Genomic DNA, 19,919 nt, shown 5'->3' with positions numbered 1-19,919 from the left:
CGCCGATTTTACAGGTTTTGCCCGCTTTCCGGACTCGTCACTGGAACTAAAAGGTGTTAAAATTTTGTAATTACCTGACACTCAATGTTAGATGTTTTTGATAAATAATTAATTCTTACCATAATCCTATTTTTTACTCTGGTTTACGTTTGGTGACAAGCAGTTTTTACCAATCAAAATTTTACGATTTGCGATAAAAGTGAAGATACGCCGCGTCGCGAACGTGAAACACCAAATCAGACTATCACAAATTAATACTACACTAAAAGTAGACAAATGCTTATAAATCAGCATTTTACATTTTAAAGGAAATATTTTAAATACAATACCGTTATCTTTGCACTTTGGCTTTTGCCATCTTAATCAATGTTTCACGAAATACTAACTGAATGATAAGACTTATCTTTATGGCCTTCTCAATCGCAATATGGGGCAAATCACCAATGAGCGAGGTGGAGGTGGAAAAGAAGGAACTGAAAGAAACAACCATTATAAATTCAGATCTTCTTGCTATTGACTTCTGTGGCGAAGCGATCCCATTAACAGAGCTTCGAATTGCCGAGCGATATCAGAACATGATCAGAAATTACGACAACCCCACTTTTCGTAAGCTGATGACAAAGACCCAACAAAGAATGCGGATTATCGAACCCATTCTTAAAAAGTACGGAGTACCAGCCGATTTCAAATATATTCCTCTCATTGAGAGCGCCATGAACGACGATGTTAAGTCGCATAGGGGCGCAGCGGGCTACTGGCAGTTCATGCCTTCTACCGCAAAAGCACTCGGGCTGGTGGTTAACGGAACCAGAGACGATCGCAAACACCTCGTCAAATCCACACATGCTGCCGGAAAATACCTGCGCAATCTGCATCGTCAGCTAGGTTCCTGGACATTGGTCGCCGCTGCATACAATGCCGGTCCGACCCACATCCAGAACAAGATGGATTCGCAGAACAAGGATGATTATTTCAAACTTCGCCTCAATACAGAAACCACACGGTACATATATAAGCTGCTGGCCGTGAAAGAATGGTTTTCAAACCCTGAAAGAAGCCGCGAATGGGGAAGCGGTGACGTAGTAGACCAACTGGCCGACTACCAGGTGCAACAGAAAAAAGCCACAGAAATGCTGGCAAAAGCTTCCGGATCATAAACTTCCGGCATCGACAAACTAGCAAACAGGCTATCTCAGAAACGAGGTAGCCTGTTTTGTTTTTTAATTTTCGGGTGCTGACATAGGGCTGTCAATGTCAGGATGTTATTTTGGTAAAATAAATCGAACATTGAACCGAAACTATCTGCAACATGGAAACCAGAGATGGAAAAGAGGTCGTATTTGCGCCCACAGCCCAGGCATGGCGCGACTGGCTCGAAAAAAATGCCGACACTTCCGGCTCGGTCTACCTCGTCATCTACGGTAAAAACAGTAACATTCCCAGCGTCAGCTACGTCGAATCTGTCGAACACGCACTATGCTACGGCTGGATCGACAGCAAAACCATCCGCCGCGATGAAAACAGCGTTTACCAGACCTACTCCAAACGCAAACCCGAAGGCAACTGGGCCAAAAGCAACAAAGAACGCGTAATCCGCATGACCGAGCTCGGCCTCATGCGTCCCCAGGGCCAGGCCATGATTGATCTGGCTAAACAAAACGGCGCTTGGGACAAGCTGACGGACGTTGAAAATGAGGTGATTGCTGCGGATTTGAAAATAGCATTTGATAAGAATCCGAAGGCTTTCGAGAATTTTATGGCATTTGCCCCTTCGGCAAGGAAATTTATTTTGCAGTGGATTTATTCGGCGAAAAGGCCGGAGACGCGAGAGAAGCGGGTGAAGGAGACGGTGGCGAAGGCTGCGGAGGGTTTGAAGGTGGTTTAGTTAAACGAAGCCCGGAATTCCAGCGGTGACACATTCGTCTTCGTCTTAAACAGCTTGCTAAACGACTGCGGATGCTCAAAACCCAGCTCATAGGCAATTTCACTCACTGACAGATCCGTCACCGATAACTTTTCCTTTGCCCTCTCAATCAACTTGTCGTGAATGTGCTGCTGGGTACTTTGGCCGGTCAACGTTTTGAGCAGGTTACTCAGGTAGTTGGGCGAAATGTTTAAATGTTCAGCCACATATTGTACCGTCGGCAGGCCGCTGCGAAGCAAGTCGTTGTTATTGAAATAATCATTAATCACTTCCTCAAACCTGTCCAGCACCTTGTGGTTCGTGATTTTGCGGGTGATGAATTGCCTGTGATAGAAACGCTCGGAATATTTTAAGAGCAATTCCAGCTGGGCAATAATGAGGTCCTGGCTGAACTGGTCCATATTCGCCATGTATTCTCCCTGCATGTTCTGCACAATGCCATTCAAAATCGCCTCTTCTTTTTCGGAGACAAACAAGGCTTCATTGACCGCATAATCAAAATATTCATACTGCTTGATCGCCTTTGCGAGTGGCGTGTTCCAGAGAAAATCGGGATGGATGGAAATCATCCACCCCGATTGCTGCAACTTTGGTTCCGTAGCCATTTCCAGGCGAAGCACTTGTCCGGGCGCCATAAAAAACAGGATACCAGCGTCGAAATCAAAGATTTGCTGACCATATTTCATTTTCGCCTCGAAATTCCGCTTCATTGAAATCGAATAAAAATCCTTCACAATGCTGCCGTGGTACTCGGCCACTTTCCTGACAAGCGACATATCCATCACGCTCACCAGCGGATGTTCCGGCGCAGGCATGCCCATGTATTTGTGAAATTCGGCGATCGTTTTGATCCGCAACGGCTGTGTATTTGACATATTACAAGGTACTTATTTCTGCTGGAAAGCCCCGGCAAATTCCTTTGCAAAATCCACCAGCTTCGTTTTTCCCAACTCAGGACGATTCAGATTGTAATCCTCCGCCAGCAGCCCGCTGTAAAGTGCATCATACATTTCAATCATGCCAGCTACGATTTTTTTATTCATCCCGACACCTTCCAAATGCTGTCTTACCTGCTCGCCGGGAATCAGAATCCATTGAAGATCAGACTTCCCGATTGCCTCGCCCAAAATGCGCGCAGTTTCGTTTCCGGTCAGTTCTTCGCTCGCCACATATCTTACTTTTCTTCCGGAAAATGGCGTCTCGATTTCCTCTGCAATCGCAGTCGCAATGTCCACCGGCGCGACCCAGGGAATCACATGGTCGCCGCCATAATTAGCCGCGATTATCCCACCGGATTTAATCATATCCACATACGCGTAAAGATTGTAAAAGAAAGAAGTCGGCCGCATGTGAACGATCGAAACATCTTCCGGCAGCGCATTCAATGTTTGCTCCACCAGGTGCGCCCCGAGCAAAATGCCATTTCCTTTATTCAAATGTGCGCCAAATGTGCTGAGGTTAATAACCTTTTTCACGCCGGAGGCAGCAATCGCCTGCGCATAATTTTCACCCAAACCTTTGTAATATGCTTCCATATCGTAAGTAGGGTCGAAAAAATCTCTCGGCGGCACCATTGTGTAGACCAGGTCTGCCCCGGTGAATGTGTTGGTTAAAAAGTCGGTATCCGCCAAGGAACCGATTGCCGCTTTGGCGCCCAACGTTTTGATTTCTTCTTGTCTTTCAACATTACTGCTTATCACAGTTACGTCGTGCTCGTTTTGAACCAATTCCTGCGCAAGTGGTTTGCTTATGTGGCCCAGCGAGCCAGTTAATACGATTTTCATTTTGTTGTTTCTTTTTGGTTTATGCAAAATTCCGCATAACCGAAAAAGCGCGCGTAGTCAAATCTACGGTTGTTGTAGCCGAAAGAAGGGTGCGGATGAAGCCGCTTAAAAATTTTGGAAAGATATTTGCAGAAGCCGCATTAAATAAAAAACGACGTCACCATGCCAGAACCTCAGCTCACCGGCCTGCAAAAAAGGGCCAGCAAATTCATCGACAAACCCATCACCTACAAAATCCGCCCCGACGAAGTCATCGAAGGCTACTTCGCCGGCTTCGACGAAAACAACATCGACCGCGCTATTATTCAAATGTCAAATGCTGCGGATACGACCACGCTGCCGCTGATGACGGTTGTGAATTATTTTGAGGGGGTTGAGGATGAATGAGTATCAAGGGAATTTCTTCGAGCCTGCAGTGCGACTTGACAAGTATTCGGCAACAAGGTACATTTGAGTAATGATAAAAAGCATCAACAGTAAACCCCTCAAATTATTCTACCAAAAAGATGATGGCTCAAAGCTACCCGCATCACAATTAGGGAAAATAGGTATGATATTAGGGTTATTAGATGCCGCTGCAAAACCGGAAGATATGGAGTTTCCAGGATCTGGATTGCATAGATTATCTGGTGATTACAAAGATTTCTGGTCCGTAAAAGTTAACGCAAATTATCGGATCATTTTTAAATTTGAACCTGATGGCGTGGCAGATGTTGACTATTTAGACTATCATTAAAAGATAAACCTATGGAAAACAATATTGTAAAAGGACCGATGAAAAATCCGCCGCATCCAGGGCAAATATTAAAAAACATGTATCTCGATCCGCTGGAAATCACTATCACCGACGCTGCGAAAGGCTTAGGTGTGACACGTAAGATGTTGTCTATGTTAATAAATGGTCATTATAAAATAAATTCCGACCTGGCATTACGACTGTCAGAGGCTTTTAACACTACGCCGCAACTTTGGCTTAATATGCAACAGAACTTTGACTTACGTCAGGCAGAGAAAAAAGCGAGAGACTATACAATTACACATTTTTGGCCATTTGCGAAACAGGCCTGATTAAATACAGATTTGTAAAAGCGGTTGAATCACTTCAACCGCTTTTTTATTACACAAAATATCTCACACCAATTTCCTATATTGTTAAAGATATTATTGAAATAATGATGACGGCTTAACCCTGTACCTCTCATGAAATCAATTCTCCTGATTATTTCGCTTTATTTCTTTACAATATTGGCGGCGTCGGCGCAGGTGACGCGGTCAAAGGTTACGGTGCGGGTGTTGGATAAAAATACTTTGCGGCCGGTGGATGCGAATATTGTGGTGACGAGCCAACATTCTGACAAGCAGACTGCTACATTGTTTGAGGATAAAATGTACAAGTTTAAACTCGCGCCAGGGGATACGGGCGTGCTTACGATTTATGCGGCGGGTTATGAGATGTTGAGCGAGGCGATTGCTGCAAATCAACTTGGGGAAACTGAGGTATTTTATTTGACGCCACAGAAAAATGCACGACATTTTGACGCTCCAAAACCCGCTTTAAATGAGGGCGTTTCGACCGTTTTATATTTTTATCAAAGCGAGGCCACTGTGCTTGAAAAGTCGAAAAGGCATTTGGAACATTTTGCTGAATTTTTACAAAACCATGAACACGCGCACGTGGAGCTCACCGGGCATACGGACAATGTGGGCGATCCTTATGAAAATTATTTACTATCTAATATCCGGGCGGATTCTGTCAAAAGCTACTTTATCAGCAACCAAATCAACGGTGACCGGATCAGCAGCCGCGCGTTTGGCGATAAAAAACCGGTAGCGCCCAATGATACCGAGCAAAACCGCCGGCTGAACCGGCGCGTCGAAATGAAGATTGATTTTTAAAATCACTCACTCGCCAAACTTTTCACCGGATTCATCCGCGCCGCTTTCACTACCCTAAAACCAATCGTAAACGCCGTGATCGGTAAAATGAGTAGCCCGCCCGACGCGATAAGCCACCAGTGAAAATCGATGCGATAAGCAAAATGACTGAGCCACTTATTCATGATGAGCCACGCCAGCGGACTTGCTATCGCAAATGCCACCACGATCAGGACCAGAAACTCTTTCCCAAAAAGTGCCAGAATGTTGTCCACGCCAGCTCCAAGCACTTTCCTTACGCCGATTTCCTTGGTTTTTTCCGTCACCATAAACGATACCATTCCATACAGCCCAAGGCAGCAAATGACAATTGCCACCCAGGCGAAGAGGCGGATCAGGTTGGTGAGCTGCTCTTCCCGGTCATAAAAGGATGCAATTTTTTCGTCCGCAAACTCCCAGTTGAAAACTTCACCGGGGTAATGTGCCTCCCACGTGCGGCGTATGCGGGCCAGCGTCTGCCAAAAGTTGGACATATCGAGCCGCACCGCCACCTCCCGGTACTGATCGGGCCGCGCGTAAATGACGCAGGGCTCGATTCCCTCCTGCAAAGATTTCAGGTGAAAACTTTTGACCACGCCAACAATCCGTCCCTGAAAACCCGAAGCGCCATCTTCCATCATTTTTCCGATCATTTTCTCGGGGTCCCGGATGCCCAGCTTTTTCATAAATTCTTCATTCACAACAAATTCAGGAACCGAATCACGGTCTGAAAAGCTGCGGCCGGCAAGTAGCGGCATCTGGTAAGTTTTGATATAATCGGCATCTCCGTACCGGTTTTTAATCACAAATTTCTCCCACTCGGTACGGTTATCAAAACGCACCGAACCACCAAAACCCATGTCCGAAGTCGGTGCGTCGTGCTCCCAGGTCACGGATTTCACGGCCGGATATTGCAGCAAATCGTTCCGGAGCGACTGCCGGTTGACAGGTACCTGACCCGGTTTCGCCAATGTGATTTTAATCACTCCTTTATGATCAAAACCCAGATCGGCTTTCCGAAAAAACCGGATCTGCAACATCATCACCATCGCGCCAATGATCATAATTTGCGCAATCGCCAGCTGCACAACCACCAGCGAGCGCCTCAGACCGATACCGCCGACCTGCCGTGGTCCGAGTTTACTTTTCAATGCAGCTACCGGATTAAAACCCGAAAGGATCACTGCCGGATAAAAGCCGGCAAGTAGTATGATTGTCACCCAGATTACGAGCGCGAAAACCGCAATTTTTAAACTAAACAAACCTGAAAACTGAAATGCCTGCGTGTGCGTCCAGTTGTTGAGAGGCGTTAAGAGCGGAATGATAATCAAATTGGAAGTCCATGCGGCGAGGACCGTCACCAGTGCAGTTTCGCAGGTAAATTGCCAGAAAAGCTGCTGCCGGGTACCGCCCAGTGCTTTGCGGACGCCGATTTCTTTTGCCCGCCTGACCGCCCGGGCAGTGGCCATGTTGATAAAATTAATGCTGGCCACCAGGATCAGAAACCCGCCGACGCCGCCCAAAATCCAGAGGATCGATTTACGGATTTTGCCATCGTAATTTTCATTAAAATGAATGTCGGCCAGCGGCTGCAAATGATGGCGGAAATAAGGTGCATTATCGCCGTAGTAGGTTTTCCCGTTTTTCGTGATGAGCTGTTCGATGCGGGCAGCGTGCGCACCGGACGCAAGTCTGACGAATGTATAATTGCGACTGCTGATCCACCCATAATCGCTGATCCAGTTGCTCGGTTCAATGGTTTTTAATGTCGGGAGCGAAATGTAGGCGTCGAATTGGAAGTCACTGGGATGCTCGGAATCAGCGATAATGCCTGTTATTTTGAGGTCGTGTGCATTGTCGAGGCGCAGAATTTTGCCGGTAACATCTTCTGTTCCAAAATATTTCCGAGCGAGTTTCTGACTGAGAATCACTGTAAACGGTTCCTGCAAACTTTTTACAGCATTGTGGCCGAGCCATTTAAAATCAAACAATTGCATATAGCCCTGATCCGCATAAGCCACATTATCCTTCTCCATAAACCGCTTCGTGGCCTGTCCCGAACCAGCCGAAAAAGTCACCATCGGGATTTTGCGGACAAAACCGGCTTTTTCCACACCAGCATAATCTCGTCCGAGCACCGAGGAAAGCGCAAATGCTGAACCTGATTCGTGCACGATTCCCTCATCCAGATGCAGATCCAGCACAACCCGGTACAGCCTGTCGGCATTCGGCTGGTGCCTGTCCGTCGCCAGGTGATGGTTTAAGAAGAAAAAAATCAATGTTGCCCCTGCCATGCCGAGCGCCAGACCCGCAATGTTGAGAAGCGTGTAAGTCGGACTGATTTTCAGGTTTCTGGCGGCAATAAGCAGGTAGTTTTTCAGCATCGCATGCGGACTTTATTTGGTTTGCTAAAATAAAAATTAGCCTGCTCGTATCGCGTGCCGGATACGGTAACAGGCTAATTTTAACATGATTTAACACCCAAATCAGTCTTTTACGAACTCCTCCATCTCGGAACCTTGCCGCAGGAGCATTTTCTTCGTATCCGGCAGAAATTCGAAAACTGCATTAGCCGTCGGGAAAGCAAACTTATCGCCGCCCAGCGCTTGAAGTGGTGACGGTTCCTGCGCGTTGATCTGGACAAACAAAAGCTTCTCTTTTTTGATAAAATTCAGCTTAACATTCACTTTCTGACTGCTGTAATTACCTTCATACCGGCTCACGTCCAGGTTGCCGATTTCCTTCGCCAAAGTAATAATGCTGCCAATTTCATCCGTAGCGGTAATGTTATCCACGGATTCCAGCCGGGCCATAATCCCCCAGCCGTAAAAATCGTTCGCGACGCCGATCAGCAAGTCATTTTCTCCGGCTTTTAGATTGAGCGGCGCGGTAGCATTATTAATGGAAATGCGTCCTTCCGGGTATTTCCGCATGGCTTGCGCGAAAAGATTTTTATCGGTAAATGCCATCTGATTGTTCAGAAATACCCAGATCTCGTCGCTCAGGCCCAGATGCAGATTCATCTTAACTGCTTCTTTTGCAGTAATTTTAGTCCTCAGCCACACCACCCGCCGCGTCTTGCTCGCCCCAAATCTCCGGGTCAGGTTGACGAGCCCGCGCCGCTCGGCTGTGATCGTATCCGTAAACGCAGAAGCCTGAGGCAGGTTTTTGGTAAATAATTCGCTGCCTTCCGGCAAGTCTTGCGGAGCGGTAACTGCCCATTTGCGAAGAAATGTTCCATCATTATCAGTAAGATCCGGTAATTCCAGCGGACTAAGTCCCTCTGTTTCATTAGCTTTGACCTGCACATTGGCAATGTAGGAAGAGCCTTCAAAAGCAATGCTTCCCTGCGTTTCGACACCTTCGAGTTTCGGAATGTCCAGCACAGGCTTGGCCGCGCGGTTTAAAAATACCTGCAACCTGGCGCCCGCCATCACCAGTTTTATGTGGTTCCATTCACCCGCTTTCGCCATCGCAGGCGCCTGATATTCAGGGTACATATCCCACATGTTTACACCATCAAAATACGGCGTATATTGAATCCCCTCGCTCGCCAGCCGGTTACCCATCTTGCCGGCCCGCAAATACACAATCTCCTGCTCCTTCTCATCCTTCCGGTGAAAATAAACCGACAAGGCAAATTCGGGAAGCACCGGCTCCATGTCATACTCGATGGTGCCGTCTTTGAAAACCACATCCTTCAAAACCACCTGCCCCGATCGTGGCGCCAGCTTCATCGCTTTCACGCCCTTATAGTCTTCAAATGTGACCTTACCTTCCTGGAATGTCCATTTTTCAGGCGTAAGAGAAATTGAGTAATCTGTTTTTTTGGCAGAAGAAATTTCCTTTTTCTTTTGACCAAAGCATTGAATTGAAATAAGGATGAACAGGATTTGAAATAGTTTTTTCATGGCACTTTTGCGCGTTTTGTTTTTGGCAAAAATGCGATCTGGGCCGGTTAAGGCATTTTCAAATGCTTTTCAAGTTTGGTTCAAGATGAAATTGTACCGGATCCAGTTGCGATGATCATTTTTTTACTCCGACTTCATCGCCTTCGTAGGATTCACCGACGCGACTTTGATACTCTGGAAACTCACTGTGAGTAATGCAGTAATCATCGCCAAAGCACCAGCCAGTGCGAAAAGCCACCATTTGATCTCGACCTGGTAAGCAAAATCCTTTAACCATTGATGCATTAAAAACCAGGAGACGGGCGTCGCCACGACGATCGCGATCAGGACGAGTTTGACAAAATCTTTGGAAAGCAGCGTGGTAATGGTGACGATCGTAGCGCCCAGCACTTTGCGGATCCCGATTTCCTTTGTGCGCTGCTCGGTGATAAAAGACGCCAGACCCAGCAAGCCAAAGCAGGAGACAAGAATAGCCACGCCTGCAAAAAAGTTGAATAACTGGCCGGTTTGCTGCTCCGACTTGTATAACTGGTCGTAAGCCGCATCCATAAATGTGTATTCAAAAGGATATTCGGGATAGTACTGTTTCCAGATTTTCTGGGTGGCAGCCAATGCAGCCGGGGCGAGCTTGCCGGTAGTTTGAACATTCACAATGTGGCTGGCGCCGGGGTTGTTGAACATCACGAGCGGCCACATCGCCTCCCGCACCGACATCATATTGAAATCTTTCACCACCCCGATAATGGTACCCTCGTGCTCATAAAACTTAAAACGTTTGCCGATAGGATCTTTGATGCCGGTCTGTTTTACAGCTGTTTCATTTAAAATAAAATGCGTTGAATCCGATGCGTCGCCATAAAAATTCCTTCCCGCGGTCAGCTTAATGTCGAAACTGGGAATAAAATCTTTGTCCACACCCAGCTGCGCCAGAATCACCGTCCGATCTTTCGGTTTGCCATCCCAGTCACAAGACGCTGTGCCCGTCTGCACATTCACTGGCGTGTCGGTAGATGTACTGATGTGCAAAATGCTTGATTGCCCCGCCAAAGCCTGCTTGAATTGCTGCGTAAACCGGCCGCCTTCGAAAGTAAAAACGTGATCGCGGTTGAAACCGGCATCCCGCTCGCGGATAAACCGTAACTGACTGCCTATCACAAACGTACCGACGATCAATATGGTAGCCAATGTAAACTGGACAACTACCAGCGATTTCCGAAGACCCGCCGCGCCTATCTGCCCCGAGCGACCGCGCAGCGCCTGGATCGGATTGAATCTGGAAACCATGATAGCCGGATAAATGCCCGCCAAAAAAAAGCAGAACAACAATGTGCCGAGCAAAACCTGCCACGCAGCCGGGTCCGTCAGAGAAAAATGGCCCGATTTTCCAGTAATGTTGGAATAAAATGGCAGCAAGGTCTGTAACAAACCGACAGCCAAAATCAGCGACAGGCTCAGCGTGAGCAGTGATTCCACGAGCAACTGCCCGATCAGCTGCACCGAGCCAGCACCCACAACTTTCCGTACACCGATTTCCTTCAAGCGGCGCGTAGCCCGGGCTGTTGTAAGATTCACATAATTAATGCAACCAATGCTCAGCAGCAGCACTGCTACGATTCCCAGGATTTTCACCTGCTGGGCGGCCGAATCGCCGCCTTCCATGGGATTCAAATGTGCGTCAGTTAATAATTGCAATCGATAATCGGATTGGATTTTTTGTGCGACAGCAGCAGCGTGGGCGGCGGTCAGCTTCTTGTTAACCGTCGCAGGTTTGGCATTCTCCCTTAATTTGGCATAAGTTTCCACGCCGAAATCATCCCAATTTTCGTCCATCAAACGCACACCACCAGCCGCTTCATCCATTGTTTTCCGGATATACATATTGAGGTACAGATCATTACGCAGGGAAGAATTGTCCGGCGCATCTTCTATCACGGCGCTGATCGTAAAGTTGGTCTTGGTCTCCACATTGCGGATCACCTTGCCCACGACGTCGGTTGTTCTAAAGAACTTTTTCGCCAGCTTTTCACTGATTATCACCGCATTCGGCCCGGAAAATGGCTTTTGTAAATTACCGGCCACAATTTTGAAGCCGCTGAAAACTTTAAGAAAATTGGTGTCGGCAAATGCCACATTGCCCTTCTCAGTGAATGTTTTGTCACCTGCCTTGAAGATACTGGCGGAGTAATGCCCAATCCTGGTCGCCACTTCCACTTCCGGGATCTGCCGGGCCGCGATACTGGCAGGTGAAGGCGTAGAAGTGAAGGTATTTTCATCCTCACCTGTGCCAAAGTGCGCGTTAATGAGAAAAATCCGATCACTATCCTGGTGTAAGGCATCAAAACTCAGCTCGTCTTTGACCCACCAAAACAAGAGCAAACTCACCGCCAGCACGATCGAAAGTCCGCCCACATTCAGCGCCGAATACCATCCACCGGAGCGCAGGTTGCGCAACGCCATTTTTAAGTAATTGAAAATCATGAGCCCAAGGTTTAGTAGTAGTACTCTGTATTACTTGCGGCGAAGGACTTGTGTGGCAAACTCTATTTCCAAACTGTTCGGGTATCCCGCCAAACCAAGATGAGACTAACTAATCCAAACACAAAAAAGCTCATTACCAGCGGAGAAACGCCTTTTTCCATCATCGAACTAATGCCAGCACCAAGTGAAGAGCCGATGGAAAAGAACAGCGTCCCGTAAATTGCCGAAGCCATACCAGCCATATCACCCATGGGTTCGAGGGCCAGGGCGCTGCTATTGGGCTCGATCGCCAGGTTAAGTGACATTAATAAGGCGATACCAATAAAAAATAGGGGCATGCTGGGCGGGTCGCTGGTTATCAAGGTAAAAATCATCAACAAACCTGCGATGAATGTGTAAATAATGAGCAGCGACCGGATGCTTCGCCGGGCACCAAGCCAGGCCGAAAGTCTGGAATTCATGAATGAGCAAAGTGACATTAAGGCTCCGATGCTGGCGAAAATAATGGCAAAAAGCGCTGGTTTGCCATAAATAACCCCGACAATGTGCTCAGAACTGGCTACCCAGGAACTCAATCCCGTAAAAAGTAATGTGGCGACCGCCGTGTAGCGAAGAAAAGTGAAATTGCTCAGGACAGCTTTGAAAGATCGGCCAATACTGCCCAAATTGAGCGGGTTACGTTTTTCAGGCGGCAATGATTCTTCCAGCCGGAGCGACCAGATGAAAACAAAAACAGCGAAAAGTGGCGGCGTGAGAAACACCATCTGCCAGGTCGAGACAGACATAATTGCCAACCCCAGAAATGGCGCAGAAACTGGTGTAAGAAGAAAAATGGTAAAAACCAGTGACATGATGCGCGCCATTTCATCGCCGACAAAACGGTCGCGGACGCCGGCTATGGTTGTCATGAAAACCGCGGAAGCACCTACCCCGGCCGCGAAGCGCGCTGCCAGCATTAATTCGAATGTCGGACTAAATGCCGCAAGTACGCCGCCAATAATGTAGAGCGGAAACCCGAAACGCAGAATCGCCAGCCTGCCGAAACGGTCGGAAAGTGCGCCGAAAATAAGTTGCGCGATTTGTCCCATAAAGAAAAACGAGATAATCTGCGCAGTGGCGGTAGAACCTTCACTGAGACCGAAATGCCTCCGCAACTCGCCAAAAGCCGGCAACATAATGTCAATTCCGAGGGCAGTCAGCATCATTGTGCAAGCCGACAGCGCAATAAACTCGGCAGGTTTCATTTTCATAAATCAGCTTGATAGAGAGAAACTTTCGAGGACGGAAGTTTCTCTCAAAGCTAGTGAGTTGTTAAAACTGCGCAAGGGTGCAAATCAGACAATGTGAGGGTTGTTGCAGACAATGTTTGCGGTTAATAGAGCCACTCGACGATGATGCCGCCGGAGGTGAGGTACGCTTTATAGTATCTGTGTGGTATTCCATAAATAATGTTTCCAAACTCCTTTTTTACTATTGAATTGTCTTTTTTTACTGCTACCACTTCATACAATCCGTGATCGATTATGGATATCTTGCTTGTTCGCATACCGATCAAACATCCTTCTCCCTTGGGGAAAACTTCATTTTGGCCACGCTGGTCGGAAGCTTTGCAAGAAACCGAATCGACAACTACCAGACTGTCTCCTCTAAATTCCTTCGCATAATATCGAATTTCTTTATAGGTGTCGGCTTCCTGAGCGACGGTTGTGAACATGACATAAGTCATATCTTCATCCCAGAATTCCGGTGGTAATTTGATGCAGGAGGTTAAGGATAGTACCAGTATTACGAGCAATGCGCGTATCATTATTTGATCAATTTATGTAGTACATCAGATGCTGAAAGTTGCCGGTACATGCTCCATATAAGGCACCCCAATTCCCGGTATTACCCTGATTATCTATCACAATTTGTTGTAGATACCAATCTTTAAATATCCAACCGGCATTGTCGGCCCATGTTTTCATCTGATCTCTAATATGAAACTCAGAAGGCATAATCCTGTTTGGCCCAACACCCCAAGAAGTGCTGCTATACATCCAAGTGCGCGCCGACAAATTGTTGAATAAATCCATCGCCGCGTCGAGGGTTTTGGGATCATCAGCTTGATCTTCTCGTTCATGAGCCGTAATACATTTCTGAGCATATTCAACTGAGGTCGATTTCGATGCCCCTGCAATCATCAGGTTTCTCATTACCAAACAGTTCCAAGCGCCGTGCCTGAATGCATCACCTCGTCGGCCTTGTTCGGCTTTTCCGTAAATCTGAGCCATTTCCTTCGCCGTCGCTCCAGACATCATATAGAGCGGCGCAAAAATTGGCACGCTTAGTATTTTTGATTCTTCGTAAGGAAACACAATTCCAAACGGATCAAAAATTGTCTCCGTCCTCCCCCGCTTCCTGGTTTTCTTGTAAGCGATAATCGCAGCAACTGCCTCCGGCTTGAACATATCGTTGTAAAAAGCCAGAATTAAATCCGACTTTTCACGCACTTCTTCGACGGTTGTAATGGATTTAAAATCCGCGTATATCCTGCGGAGGTCGGGTTCGGAAATTTCTTTTTCCCAGCTGAGGTCAGGATACTTTTTCGCTAGTGGTTGGAGGACAGCCAGCATTTCTTCTGCGGTAAGGTAGTCGCCCTCCCCATTTGTTCTGACATTCGCTTCGCGGTTTTGAGCAGCGTAGTACGCATCAAAATCTTCGGCTGATTGATTTAAAAAACGTTTTGGAAAGCTTCGCAAAACCGCTACTATTTCGCCGCGGAAGTCAATCGTATCTTTCACATTCTCAGAAGAAAGAGTTGATTCCTGCAAGATTTCAGGCTTGTTACAAGCGAGTAGCCCCCATAAGGCAAATAAAAAGCAGGCACTTTTGGAAAGTACATTCATAAGAATTGGAAATTTTATCGTTGAAAATATTTCCAATTCTAAGTCTCCAAATAGTTTCAATCACAATCCGATTATCTGCCGGTTGATGTGAGTTATCCGGCGGTTTTTATGTGAAATAGTGGGTTTGTAGGGAGTGCTTTACGGTTAATAAATAATTTTCTTTCTCATAACCACCCGAAAACATAAAGATAAATAAATCAACCCATGAACTGATTTTCGAGAACTTCGCTTATCTTTGTGAACGGATGCAGAAAGGAACTTGGAGCTTTTAAAGCTATTTAAACAATAACACACACGACAATGAAATTAATTGAGTTAGTACAGATTGTACCCGAACACCTTTATGCCGTCAGGTATGAAGGAAATGAACAGAACGAATACGATCGCATTTTCGACTCTTGGGATGACATTGAGTATTTGGATCAGTTCTTTACGTACAATGCCGATGATTTGCTTACACCTTTTTATGATTTTTGTACGATCGAGGAAGCGGTTAGCAAAACTCTAATTGAGGCAAGTAAATTTGATGACAGGCTGTTTAAGGCAGCTAGCAATGGGCAATTTTCCGTAGAGATGGCTGATATTTTCAAACCATTAGTACAAAGCATAAAAAGAGGTGGAAAATGGGAAGAAAGTAAGGCATATGGCCCGGAGCGTAAATCCTGGTTAAGATTATATGCGATCAGAACATCGTACGATGTATATGTGGTGACCGGAGGAGCAATCAAACTAACCAGAAAAATGGAGGATCGTGAGCATACCAGGATTGAGCTGAAAAAGCTAAATGTGGTTGCTCAATTTTTGAGAAATAATGGTTTCGAAACCCATGATGATTTCGTTTACCTTGATTTTAAATGATTATGAACAACAAAAAAGAAATTCTAGAAAAACTAAACGCCCTCGCGCCAACTACGTCAATCAGATTTAAAGAGCGGGTTGAGAAGCGTGTGGCGCGGGGGGAATATCTGGAGAGATCTAGGGTAACTGCAATCAATATATTGAGCGCGTTGCGGCAGCGCAAAATGACGCAAAAAGACCTTGCGGAATTATTGAATGTAACTCCACAGACTGTTAATCAGTGGGTTAAAGGAAATGAGAATTTTACTTTTGAAACGATTGGCAAAATTGAAAAGGCGCTGGGACTTGGAATGTTTGAGTTAACGCGGCCGATTGAATCTGTAAAAGTCGAGATTTAGCTCGATCAGATATTTTGAAAACAGTTAGACGAAGAGTTGGGGTTTAAATCCTGACTCTTTTTGTTTAAAAAAACAATTGACTAAGAAGCCTGTCTCCTGATTTGCTTTCCAGCGCATTTCTCCCGAATATTCGCATTCCTTTTAAACATAATGAAAATGAAAAATCTTCAAGTTACGCCTTGCTATGGTGCGGGATTGGCGAAAGCCACCCGGGTGCTCCATTATGTGCACAAGGACACCTAAGGCAAGGTTTTCCAATCATCCTTTAAAACCATAGTGAAATGAACAACCAACCACAAAATCCCGAGTCCGATGATGCGATTTGTCTGGCTTTGGGGCGGGTCGTCAAGGAAATGCTCAAAGAGGGGAATCCGACAGAAATGAAGGAACATCTCTGGGAAATTTACAGCGGCTTCACGTACTTCGACCATGATTGTGGCTACAATGCAAGACGAGCCGACATTTTTCTGACTTTCAGGGAGTTAATGTTTTTCGTCCAGCGCGTTGAACACACCATGGAAGGCGCGCAAGCCTGACATTCCTGATTTCTAAACACTCAATGTTCCTCTACACATACCCACGCCAATCAATCTTCAAGCAATTTCGTACTTTCACCTGAAATTGAACATTATCATTTTTTTTGTGTTTCATAACAAGCTGATTCCACGTTGAAGCAGCCTAACATTTTACCAACTACTCGTTTTACAATGACAAAAGCCGAAATGATCACCGATAAGGGCACCATGCTCATCGAATTCTACGATGAAGACGCGCCCGGCACAGTGAAAAACTTTGTTGACCTTTCTAAAAAAGGATTTTACGACGGATTGATATTCCACCGCGTCATCCCTGATTTCATGATCCAGGGCGGCGATCCTACCGGAACTGGCCGTGGCGGTCCGGGTTACAAAATTAAATGTGAATTAAACGGCGGCAACCAATACCACGACCGTGGCGTACTTTCAATGGCGCACGCAGGTCGCGATACTGGTGGTTCTCAGTTCTTTATCTGCCACAGCCGCAAAAACACGGCACATTTGGACGGCAACCATACTTGTTTCGGCAAGGTTGTTGAAGGTGTTGATACCGTGGATCTGATCCGTCAGGGAGATAAAATTCAGAAAATTACGATCATTGAGGAAGAAGCTTAATCCGCTTCAATCCAACAAAAAAGGCCCTCATCGGGCCTTTTTTTATGACTTAACATGCCGGTTTTTACCAGAAACGTCCGTACAAAAATGTAATGATTGCGAGTACCACTACGGCCCCGATCACAAAGCTCTTGTGCGGCATAAACATTGACGCATCGATTGCCAGACCTTTTTTCTCATCGGGCAACACCAGTCCGAGGATAAACATAACCACCACGCAGATCACGAATACCAACCCCATCCGGTCCAGGAACGGAACCTGCGTCCAGTCGGCAAATGGGAAGAAGTTGTTGTGCATCGCGAGAGCGATCAGGAAGCCGCCGACAATTGCAAATAATGCGCCCGCAGAATTGGTACGTTTCCAGAAAAAGCCCATGATGAAGGACGCGAAGATACCCGGCGATAACAAACCTGTCATTTCCTGAATAAACTGAAAACCTCCTTTTTTATCGATGCCCATATAAGGAGAAACCAAAATCGCGAGGATCATTGAAACTACCACCACGATCCGGCCTATGCGTACCAGTGACTTTTCGTCGGAGTTTTTACCAATATAATTTTTAAAAATATCGAGTGTAAAAATGGTCGAGATACTGTTTGCTTTACCTGCCAGCGATGCTACTACCGCCGCGGTTAATGCTGCAAATGAAAGTCCTTTCAAACCCGCAGGAAGTAAATTGAGCAAAACCGGATAAGCTTTATCTGCATTGATCACGCCATCTTCGCCCAACATTTCGGCCTGGAACATTCCTTTGCTATACAATGCGTAAGCCGCAATACCCGGCAAAACCACGATTACCGGCATTAACAACTTTAAAAATGCGGCGAAAAGGATACCATTTCTGGCGGTTTTCAAATCCGCTCCCAAGGCGCGCTGGGTAATGTATTGGTTACAGCCCCAGTAGTTCAGGTTCACGATCCACATCCCGCCGAGCAGCACGGTAAGTCCAGGCAACTGCATATAAAACGGACTGGTTTTCGGAAAAATCATGTGAAAATGGTCGTCGTGATTGGATTGCATCATTTTAATGCCATTTGCAATCCCTTCCATTCCGGCACTATCGGATACCAGGTTGATTGCCAGGTAAGTTGTTGCCAAACCGCCGATTACCAGGAAGAACACCTGAATTACGTCCGTAAACCCGATTACCTTCATCCCGCCAATTGTAATAATGATAGCAAAGACTGCGAGCGCGATCATGCAAAACTGGAAATTCAGTCCCGAAATACCCGAAACCGCCAGGGCGCCGAGGTAAAGAATTGATGTAAGATTGACAAGAATGTACAATGCCAGCCAGAAAACCGCCATGATCAAGCTCACCGTCGGATTGTACCGCTGGCTGAGGAATTGAGGCATGGTGTAGATTTTGTTTTTGAGATAAATCGGCATAAAAAAAACGGCCACGATCACCAAAGTCGCTGCCGCCATCCATTCGTATGTCGAAATCCCCAAACCCATCGAAAACCCGTTTCCGGACATTCCGATGAATTGTTCCGCCGAAATGTTTGACGCGATCAAAGATGCGCCGATCGCCCACCAGGTCAGTGAACCTTCTGCCAGAAAGAAGTCTTTGGTAGACTCAACTTTCGACTTTTTTCGCTGATAAATCCAGTACCCGTAACTTGAAACAACAATGAAATAGAAAAAGAAAACGATGTAATCCAGGGTTTGTAACTGCTGCATTTCAAATTATAAAATAGATGAATGGATGAGGTTCGGCACTTTTACCTTCTACAAGCAAATATACGTCCGGCTTTACTCTGCCACACCTTCCCGAACTAGAATTCTAAGCGGATTTGATGGTAATTTTCTATAATAACTGATCGCCTGCTTCTGCTCGGCTTGTTTGTAGGCTTCTTTAAATTTTTTTCCCGCATTCATATTTTTGATCAGGCTTGCCACACCTTTCTCTTCCGAAAGCGCCAGCCAGTACGAGACCTCCATCCCCGACGACATATAGGCCAGCATCACATACTTCTGGCTACCACTAAAAAATCCTTTGATAGAAGTAATATCCTTTAACTCCAGAATTTCCTGGCCACCGCCGGTGTAGTACTGCCACTCGTCCATATAATCGAGGTAGCGGCCGGCCGGATCAGGGTTGTTGACAAACCGGCGGTCGAGCATGAGCGCCAAGCCCTCGTTGAACCATTGCGGCATTTGGGTGGTAATTTTCCACCAGCCGAGCCGCGCCAGCAATTCGGTGTGGCTCATTTCGTGACTGATCACGTCGACGTCTATACTTTGCGCATCTAAAATGACAAAAGATTGGCCCCAGGGAGTGCCGAGGCTGCATCCTGCGCCTTCGGTGCTGCTGCAATAACGCTGGTATTCCTGCGGATTGCTGCAAATAATGATGGTAGGCTGTGATTTTTTGCCTGAGTAAAAGGAATCGATCCGGGCTTCGGATTTTGAAATGAGGGTTTGGAGAGTTTTATAATGTTTTGGTTGAATGCTGGGGCTGTAAAATATTTTATTGGAAGAAGACTGGAAGCTGGAAAAGCGGATCAGCTCGCAGTAGACGATTTGCGGGTAGAGGATAAAGACGCTGGCTAGCAAAACAAAAAATCCAATCAAAAGGTATTTCCCGAATCTGGAAAATGAGTTTTTGACTGGATTATGATTTTTCACTCGGTACTTTTTTTAGCCACGAATACACGAATGGACACGAA

The 19,919-nt window shown here is 46.3% G+C and carries 20 protein-coding genes; 10 read left to right on the top strand and 10 right to left on the bottom strand.

What is annotated here, in order from left to right:
- The first annotated feature begins 443 nt into the window (after positions 1 to 443).
- Positions 444 to 1,157, top strand: coding sequence for a lytic transglycosylase domain-containing protein (locus FEN17_RS20125; protein ID WP_229208914.1), 714 nt, complete (start codon positions 444 to 446; stop codon positions 1,155 to 1,157).
- 152 nt (positions 1,158 to 1,309) lie between these two features.
- Complete coding sequence (locus FEN17_RS20120) at positions 1,310 to 1,885, top strand: YdeI/OmpD-associated family protein (RefSeq protein WP_138367189.1); 576 nt, start codon at positions 1,310 to 1,312, stop codon at positions 1,883 to 1,885.
- Here FEN17_RS20120 and FEN17_RS20115 read toward each other — a convergent pair.
- Both FEN17_RS20115 and FEN17_RS20110 read right to left on the bottom strand, forming a co-directional pair.
- Positions 1,882 to 2,799, bottom strand: a complete 918-nt coding sequence (locus tag FEN17_RS20115; protein WP_138367188.1) for a helix-turn-helix domain-containing protein — start codon at positions 2,797 to 2,799, stop codon at positions 1,882 to 1,884. The two genes, FEN17_RS20120 and FEN17_RS20115, sit on opposite strands and share 4 nt — an antisense overlap.
- Before the next feature lie 12 nt (positions 2,800 to 2,811).
- A complete protein-coding gene (locus tag FEN17_RS20110; protein ID WP_138367187.1) occupies positions 2,812 to 3,708 on the bottom strand; it encodes an NmrA family NAD(P)-binding protein in 897 nt (298 codons plus the stop codon).
- Positions 3,709 to 3,870: 162 nt separating this feature from the next.
- On the opposite strand from FEN17_RS20110, the gene FEN17_RS20105 reads away from it, so the two are divergent.
- The 4 genes from FEN17_RS20105 (at position 3,871) to FEN17_RS20090 (ending at position 5,604) form a co-directional block, all read left to right on the top strand.
- The gene (locus tag FEN17_RS20105) at positions 3,871 to 4,095 is read left to right on the top strand and encodes a hypothetical protein (protein WP_138367186.1); all 225 of its coding nucleotides are present in this window, start codon (positions 3,871 to 3,873) and stop codon (positions 4,093 to 4,095) included.
- 70 nt (positions 4,096 to 4,165) lie between these two features.
- Entirely contained in the window at positions 4,166 to 4,444 is a 279-nt protein-coding gene (locus tag FEN17_RS20100; RefSeq protein WP_138367185.1) for a type II toxin-antitoxin system RelE/ParE family toxin, read from the top strand.
- A gap of 11 nt (positions 4,445 to 4,455) precedes the next feature.
- Positions 4,456 to 4,776 (top strand): HigA family addiction module antitoxin, encoded by a 321-nt coding sequence (locus tag FEN17_RS20095; protein WP_138367184.1) that lies wholly within the window; start codon positions 4,456 to 4,458, stop codon positions 4,774 to 4,776.
- A 132-nt stretch (positions 4,777 to 4,908) separates the two neighbouring features.
- Positions 4,909 to 5,604 carry an OmpA family protein gene (locus FEN17_RS20090; RefSeq protein WP_138367183.1) on the top strand — a complete coding sequence of 232 codons (696 nt, stop codon included), beginning with the start codon at positions 4,909 to 4,911 and terminating at the stop codon, positions 5,602 to 5,604.
- 2 nt (positions 5,605 to 5,606) lie between these two features.
- On the opposite strand, the gene FEN17_RS20085 is transcribed toward FEN17_RS20090, so the two are convergent.
- From FEN17_RS20085 to FEN17_RS20060, 6 genes are all read right to left on the bottom strand, one after another.
- Positions 5,607 to 8,006 (bottom strand): ABC transporter permease, encoded by a 2,400-nt coding sequence (locus FEN17_RS20085; protein ID WP_138367182.1) that lies wholly within the window; start codon positions 8,004 to 8,006, stop codon positions 5,607 to 5,609.
- Between the two features lie 102 nt (positions 8,007 to 8,108).
- Positions 8,109 to 9,533 carry a LamG domain-containing protein gene (locus FEN17_RS20080; protein WP_138367181.1) on the bottom strand — a complete coding sequence of 475 codons (1,425 nt, stop codon included), beginning with the start codon at positions 9,531 to 9,533 and terminating at the stop codon, positions 8,109 to 8,111.
- Positions 9,534 to 9,656: 123 nt separating this feature from the next.
- The gene (locus FEN17_RS20075) at positions 9,657 to 12,011 is read right to left on the bottom strand and encodes an ABC transporter permease (RefSeq protein WP_138367180.1); all 2,355 of its coding nucleotides are present in this window, start codon (positions 12,009 to 12,011) and stop codon (positions 9,657 to 9,659) included.
- Positions 12,012 to 12,073: 62 nt separating this feature from the next.
- Positions 12,074 to 13,261, bottom strand: a complete 1,188-nt coding sequence (locus tag FEN17_RS20070; RefSeq protein ID WP_138367179.1) for an MFS transporter — start codon at positions 13,259 to 13,261, stop codon at positions 12,074 to 12,076.
- A 122-nt stretch (positions 13,262 to 13,383) separates the two neighbouring features.
- The gene (locus tag FEN17_RS20065) at positions 13,384 to 13,818 is read right to left on the bottom strand and encodes a hypothetical protein (RefSeq protein WP_138367178.1); all 435 of its coding nucleotides are present in this window, start codon (positions 13,816 to 13,818) and stop codon (positions 13,384 to 13,386) included.
- 7 nt (positions 13,819 to 13,825) lie between these two features.
- Positions 13,826 to 14,899 carry a DUF6973 domain-containing protein gene (locus FEN17_RS20060; RefSeq protein ID WP_138367177.1) on the bottom strand — a complete coding sequence of 358 codons (1,074 nt, stop codon included), beginning with the start codon at positions 14,897 to 14,899 and terminating at the stop codon, positions 13,826 to 13,828.
- 300 nt (positions 14,900 to 15,199) lie between these two features.
- Here FEN17_RS20060 and FEN17_RS20055 point away from each other — a divergent pair, with 300 nt between their 5' ends.
- The 4 genes from FEN17_RS20055 (at position 15,200) to FEN17_RS20040 (ending at position 17,246) form a co-directional block, all read left to right on the top strand.
- Positions 15,200 to 15,757: a hypothetical protein gene (locus FEN17_RS20055; protein WP_138367176.1), complete on the top strand. Its 558-nt coding sequence runs from the start codon at positions 15,200 to 15,202 to the stop codon at positions 15,755 to 15,757.
- 2 nt (positions 15,758 to 15,759) lie between these two features.
- Entirely contained in the window at positions 15,760 to 16,095 is a 336-nt protein-coding gene (locus tag FEN17_RS20050) for a helix-turn-helix transcriptional regulator (RefSeq protein ID WP_171037972.1), read from the top strand.
- A 281-nt stretch (positions 16,096 to 16,376) separates the two neighbouring features.
- The gene (locus FEN17_RS20045; RefSeq protein ID WP_138367174.1) at positions 16,377 to 16,631 is read left to right on the top strand and encodes a hypothetical protein; all 255 of its coding nucleotides are present in this window, start codon (positions 16,377 to 16,379) and stop codon (positions 16,629 to 16,631) included.
- A 171-nt stretch (positions 16,632 to 16,802) separates the two neighbouring features.
- A complete protein-coding gene (locus FEN17_RS20040) occupies positions 16,803 to 17,246 on the top strand; it encodes a peptidylprolyl isomerase (RefSeq protein ID WP_138367173.1) in 444 nt (147 codons plus the stop codon).
- A 64-nt stretch (positions 17,247 to 17,310) separates the two neighbouring features.
- Here the strand turns inward: FEN17_RS20040 and FEN17_RS20035 are convergent, their stop codons facing one another.
- Complete coding sequence (locus tag FEN17_RS20035; RefSeq protein WP_138367172.1) at positions 17,311 to 18,930, bottom strand: sodium:solute symporter family transporter; 1,620 nt, start codon at positions 18,928 to 18,930, stop codon at positions 17,311 to 17,313.
- Between the two features lie 72 nt (positions 18,931 to 19,002).
- Positions 19,003 to 19,878 carry a hypothetical protein gene (locus FEN17_RS20030; RefSeq protein WP_138367171.1) on the bottom strand — a complete coding sequence of 292 codons (876 nt, stop codon included), beginning with the start codon at positions 19,876 to 19,878 and terminating at the stop codon, positions 19,003 to 19,005.
- Positions 19,879 to 19,919 lie beyond the last annotated feature (41 nt).

It is taken from the genome of Dyadobacter luticola (genome assembly GCF_005860805.1).
Classification (GTDB): Bacteria; Bacteroidota; Bacteroidia; order Cytophagales; family Spirosomataceae; genus Dyadobacter; species Dyadobacter luticola.
This window is presented reverse-complemented; position numbering and strand designations above follow the sequence as displayed.